The following is a 4,603-nucleotide window of genomic DNA, read 5'->3' on the forward strand; positions in this document are numbered from 1 at the left end:
GTTCTCAAACAACAGACACACCCGGCACCAAACAGAACCAAACAGTTCCATCATCGCTCCGGAGCAACTTTTCAAACTTACCCGAACCCGGAAGCTTTAGCAAATCAACATTGTCGTGATCTGCAGCTCAACCAAGCGGTCCCCCACCCATCATTCGCATGCCAGAAGCATGCCATTTCCAGGCTGTTTGTTAGGGGTCGGTCGCTATTTTTCCGCAGAAGCGGCGGCGACTTGTTCTACTTTACACACCAAATGGACCGTCACCAAATCGGCACTTTCGACATCATTTCCGACGCCGAAAACCCTTGCATTCCCCAGCACTGGCGCCGATTCGCATGCCCAACCGGTCCCTCATCAACGGTGAGCCGAGCCGGATGAGCGACCCTCAGCTACTGTGCCGTGCATCACCCAGAGTGTAGGTATTGTCAGCAAAGCCCTCGGCGGGGCCGCGGTGCGGGGTAGAAACTTCGGCGGCCAGGGAACAAGAACCTCAATCCCTGCCAGATCGCTCAGAACAGAGGAACCTTGCCTCGCCTCATGACTCGCCGGCAGGCTACCAACGACTAAACAATCACTCGATACATGGGCTTCTGTCCACACAATCCCTGGTAGGCATGATCTGGGGCAGCTCTGCGGCCGAGGTGCCTGCACTACTGCTGCACGGTTCCCGGCGCGCAGCTGACCCCGGATTCTGGCGGGCCACCGGCCGCCGGTGGCCCGCCGTTTTGTGCGTAGTGTCCGGAGTCCATGAGGTGACGGCTAGTAGGGGGGTGTTCCTGCGAGGGTAGTTCCCAGTGGACGATTCATCGATCGACCACAATGACGGTGTGATGGATCAAGGCCAGGGGCTGCCGCACGAAACGTTCCGGACACGGCTACCAGTTCGGTACCCACTCGGGTTCTTGGGTCTTGATGTCCTGGTGTCGATCGGGATTGCCTGGGGGCTGCCCACAGACGGCATGAACGGCGTGGCACTCATTGCTGCGCGGGAACAGACCACCGGCATTGGGGCAGGTAGGGGGCCACGGGTAATACTGAACAGCACTACCTGCTATCTCGTTCGTGGCCCGTCAGTTCGGATCACGGCGGGAAGGACGGCCGTCCTTGTTTCCTCGGACACCCCGGAGCACCTCTCGGAAGCAATCAGAACTCGGAGCACGTCCGCAACGTCGTAGCCCCTTTGTTCTCACTTGCCGGCACAGCAGCATCGACACGACCTCCCACTTTGATGGTGGCGTCGTTGATGGTGCCCTTGGAGCGCGGGCCCTGGACGGGAAACCACTCGAAGCGCATCTGCCAGAGGGTGCCGCGGTCGATGTCCTGTTGTCTTGTAGGAAGATCCGCTAAAAAATCTCTGGTCAGGCTTGGAGTGAAGTTGTGACAACCATCTAACTGGCTGGCTCATCAGAAGCGGAGAAGGCCTTCGCCAGGCTGCCGGCGGCTCCTCCAAGAGCCAGGTATGCAACGATCACCAAAGTTCTGTAAACGCCCTCATCAAACGCTTCGGCCAACATCGTTCGCCCGGCGAAGATGAAGACCGCTGCGGCGCAGCAAATGACTGCTGAAGCGAACCAGAGAATGCTCTGTCTTCTCATTGTTTTCCTTTTCCAGCTGAGTAGTTAGAAGAGTAGGGGGCCGTGATTAGGCGGGACGACGTGGAGCCCGGTGATGTTGCGGTTGGCGTCATAGGCGACGCGCCCTACCCATTGCCCCGCGTCGCAGTCGAGGAGGCTGCGACCGATCAGGGTTCCACGGATCGTCTCGCCCGCCTCAACCGGCGTGCCATCAGGGAGTTCGAGCCGGGTGTCTCGGCAGTTCGTGAGGTTGCCGGTGTCGGCGACTACGCGGGCCCAAGTGTCGAGGACGAGGTCGCGGGTCAGAACGGCGGCGGTGTCCTTGGTCATCATCGGCGCCAGGACATCGTAGTCGCCGGCGTCGATGAGCCTGAAGACCCGTTCGGTTGTATCGATCAGGTCCAGGGTTACCTGTGCGGCGTCTATGGTCGCTCGTGTTCGTGGATCCCGGGGGGACCCGAATCGTTTAAACACTGCTTGGCGGGTCATGCCGAGGACATCGCCGATCTCGGCCCATGTGTGCTGCGCTCGAGCCGCGGTGACGGCGTCGTGAAGCCCGATCCGTGCCTGCTCCAGGTGTGCTTGGGCTGCTGTGACCTTGGCAAGTTGTGCGTCATCGGTCATGCAGGATGCGCTCTTGCAGGGTCCCCCGATGACGTTGCCGTCCTGGAGGGGAAAATCGTTCCGACAACGATGAAGGCAAGCACCCACATCATTGTGTTCCCATCGCCCAGCCGGAAGAAGAGGTAACCCAGTGGGACGGCGACCAGAGCAGCTAGTGCGTAGCTTTTCGTCGTAACGGCCCGTCGGCGCTCAAGGGCATCCGCTTTGCAGGACAGCATGATCCATAACGCCACGCCGAGCAGACCAGCTATCACGAACCCGGGCCACCCGATAGAGGTGGAGACCCCGACGGCTACCGTGATCAGCACCCAGGTAAGAAACGATGGCCACGAATTATGCATAATTCATTCTCTTCACCTGGGTTCAGCTTTGTCAACCGCTAGTTGACGTCTTAATGTCGCATCTTGGAAAAGGGCCGATTGTGGTGTCGTGAGCGTAAGTCGAGTTGAGGCGATGATCATGTGTGCTTCGGTGGGAGGCGAACCCATCGTGTTTCGGTTGATCAGCTGGTGTGTTGGGCTCGGGTGTGGGCGAGGCGATAGGAGCCGGTGCCGGTTACGATGATGGTGCCGTTGAAGGTCAGCCGGTCCACAATCGCTGCGCAGAGCCTGGGGGCGGTGAAGGTTTTCGTCCAGCCTGAGAAGGACTCGCTGGACGCGATCGCGATCGAGTTGTCTTCTTCTCTTTCGGTGAGGACCTGGAAGAGGTGTTCGGCGCCGCGGCGGGCGAGGTTCTTCTCGTCGGCGGCTTCGACGAGTTCATTCACCAAACGTCTGGCGAGGGTGTATTTGACCCTGAAGCCTCTCCGCAGCTGCGGTGCCGAGGCCGATGAGAATATGGCTTTTGCCGGTGCCGGAGTCACCGATGAGACACAGTGGTTGCCCGCGGCGAGCCCAGTCCCCGGTCGCCAGCGTGTTAATGGTGGCCGGGTTGATGTTCGGGTTGGCGTCGAAATCGAAGTCCCCGAGCCATTTGTCGCTCGGGAACCCGGCGGCTTTGACGCGTCGCACCGACGAGCGACGATCGCGGTCGTCGCGCTCGGCCAGCAACAGTTCCGCGAGGAACCCTTGATAGGACAGCTGCTCCTTCTGGGCTTTCGTCGTGGCTTCATCGACGACAGCGCGGATCGTGGGAAGGCGGAGTCTGAGGCAGGCTTAATCAATCACTGCAGTGGCTGCTTCTTCGGTGAGGCCTCGCCTTCGTCGCAGGGTCGTGGTGATGCTGGTCGTGGTGGTCATGATGCTGTTCCCTTCTGGGCTGCGTCACTGATCGTGGTTCTCGTGGTGGGTTCTGCTCGTCGGGGAGGTGTAGCAGTTGGTCATACGCGGCCACGGAGGGGGAACGGGCGCTTGTCGGCGGGGAGACCGGCGATGACAGCAGCCGGGTCTGCGAGACGGCGTTGAGTAAGACTGACAACCCGTCGCTCGGGACCACGAGCTTGTTCACCACGATGACGGTCCGAACCGGACCCACCCAGGTGCCAGTCGAGGGCTTGATGCCGGCGGGCTTCGACGGCGACTACATCAGCACTGACCGCCCCGATGGTCAGTGCAGCGGCGATCCCTGCGATGACGTCCTTAGCTGCCATTGACCGGTCTAGGAGAAGAACACCAATCAGGGCGCGGGTTCCGCCGGCGTCCCCGTCAGTCTTACGTGCCGCGACCCAGAACGCTTCATGGGCTGAGGTGAAAGCCCCGGATGCTGGGGCGTGGGCCAGCGCGGTCGATCCCGGCAGGGCGCCGGGCTTGTGGTGGAGGACCTCGAGGTAATGATCCAGGTTCACGCTCTGCCCGTGCTGCGTCACGACCCGGGGGTGTCTGGCGATCTCGGTGCGTCCCTCGAAGACGACGACTTCTGACGCGCGGGCGCCCGATCACCCGGGCCGGAACGGAATACGACATCCGTACCCGGATCAGGCTTGACCGGTTCACCCTCGGTGTCCGCGTCAGGCCTGGTTCGAAGCGCTCAGCGGCAATCGGGGCGAGCAGGGCTCATTCAACGGCGAAGTCTTGGGAGGCAGTACGAAGACGGTTGTCGATCCGGCGATTCTCGTCATCGATGTCCCACTGCCTGCCACAACGGTGAAGTTGGGTCCGGCTTAGACTGCCCGCGACACCCCGAAGCAGCCGAAGTGGGTTCCGCTTAGATTGCCCTGGTGGGCACGGACAAAGCTGCCATAGTCAATGATTCGAAGGCTGAACCTGCAGCCGGCATACTCGATCGCTGCGCTGGCTGCTTCTTCTGTCAGGACCGACTAGGACATCGAGCCGGCGAGACCTTAGCCACATCACCAGGGTAGCCGCGTCTCTTGGTGGTGGTGGGTGGGTTAAAGGCGAAAGGCCCCACCGGTGGTGGGGCCTTTCGTGAATGGTTGTCCGGCGGTGTCCTACTCTCCCACACTCTCT

At 61.0% G+C, this 4,603-nt stretch carries 3 protein-coding genes and 2 pseudogenes; all 5 read right to left on the minus strand.

Annotation, left to right across the window (positions count from 1 at the left end; translation table 11 throughout):
• Positions 1-1,388: 1,388 nt before the first annotated feature.
• A complete protein-coding gene (locus ABD059_RS07425) occupies positions 1,389-1,595 on the minus strand; it encodes a hypothetical protein (RefSeq protein ID WP_343878738.1) in 207 nt (68 codons plus the stop codon).
• A gap of 24 nt (positions 1,596-1,619) precedes the next feature.
• Positions 1,620-2,198 carry a hypothetical protein gene (locus ABD059_RS07430; RefSeq protein ID WP_343878740.1) on the minus strand — a complete coding sequence of 193 codons (579 nt, stop codon included), beginning with the start codon at positions 2,196-2,198 and terminating at the stop codon, positions 1,620-1,622.
• Entirely contained in the window at positions 2,195-2,539 is a 345-nt protein-coding gene (locus ABD059_RS07435; RefSeq protein WP_343878742.1) for a hypothetical protein, read from the minus strand. The genes ABD059_RS07430 and ABD059_RS07435 overlap by 4 nt, the downstream gene beginning before the upstream one ends.
• Positions 2,540-2,700: 161 nt before the next feature.
• Positions 2,701-3,436, minus strand: a pseudogene (locus tag ABD059_RS07440) (ATP-binding protein).
• Between the two features lie 46 nt (positions 3,437-3,482).
• Positions 3,483-4,351, minus strand: a pseudogene (locus tag ABD059_RS07445) (Mu transposase domain-containing protein); the annotation flags it as partial.
• Positions 4,352-4,603 lie beyond the last annotated feature (252 nt).

The sequence above is a fragment of the Arthrobacter flavus genome (assembly GCF_039526005.1).
Lineage (GTDB): Bacteria > Actinomycetota > Actinomycetes > Actinomycetales > Micrococcaceae > Arthrobacter_D > Arthrobacter_D flavus.

Coding starts and splice junctions, on each gene's coding strand:
- ABD059_RS07425 (WP_343878738.1), bottom strand. CDS start 1,595: ATGAGAAGACAGAGCATTCTCTGGTTCGCTTCAGCAGTCATTTGCTGC.
- ABD059_RS07435 (WP_343878742.1), bottom strand. CDS start 2,539: ATGCATAATTCGTGGCCATCGTTTCTTACCTGGGTGCTGATCACGGTA.
- ABD059_RS07430 (WP_343878740.1), bottom strand. CDS start 2,198: ATGACCGATGACGCACAACTTGCCAAGGTCACAGCAGCCCAAGCACAC.